We start from the raw sequence: 741 nt of genomic DNA on the forward strand, positions 1-741 counted from the left end.
TAACGCCGTGTTAAGGGGCGAAAGACGCTACGCCCCACAACTAAAACTTTGTGATTCAACACTTAATTCAAATTTGACTCAAAATCGCCAAGCGTTTTGAGTCCCTCTTAAACACTTTGTTAGTTGTTGCTTTTTGAGGATTACAGAAATTTCTCAATTAAGACTTCATCAACATACACACCGCCTACCTTGGCATGTTTCTTAGCTGTTCCTACAACCTCAAAGCCTTGTTTCAAGTAAGCCGCCAATGCGCGTTCATTGTCACTACGAACGTAGGCAAACAACTTTTCATACCCTTTTTGCTTTGCTACTTCAAAAGTCGACTCAAATAGCTTTTTGGAAACACCTTGCCCCTGACTAGTGCCACCAACAAATGTCCCAATAATCCCAACATGGGCAAACGCTTTAGTATATGACGCAAATGGTTCCACATTCTGAAAACCAACAACCTCAGATTTCTCAACATTCACTGCAACAGTAAACACACCTTGTTCCGGAAACTGGGCGATAAATTCTTTTTCTTCGTCTACCGAAAACGTCGTATCCAATACAGTGTATAAGCCTTCAACAATGATCGGGTTAAGTACATCAGCAACACCTTGAGCGTCATCTACGATTACTTGTCTTACTACTAAACTCATTCAACTGCACTCCTGTTTTATCAAGGCTCGATTTGTACAGGAGTTGAATATTTTCGGCAACAACTAACGCCGCATTAAGTGGTGAACAACGCGACCACCC

At 41.7% G+C, this 741-nt stretch carries 1 protein-coding gene; it reads right to left on the bottom strand.

The window, feature by feature from the left end; all coding sequences use genetic code 11:
* Positions 1 to 140 precede the first annotated feature (140 nt).
* A complete protein-coding gene (locus RH86_RS17030) occupies positions 141 to 641 on the bottom strand; it encodes a GNAT family N-acetyltransferase (RefSeq protein WP_009387539.1) in 501 nt (166 codons plus the stop codon).
* Positions 642 to 741: the final 100 nt, after the last annotated feature.

The organism is Vibrio sp. N418 (assembly GCF_000222565.1).
In the GTDB taxonomy this organism is placed as follows: Bacteria; Pseudomonadota; Gammaproteobacteria; order Enterobacterales; family Vibrionaceae; genus Vibrio; species Vibrio scophthalmi.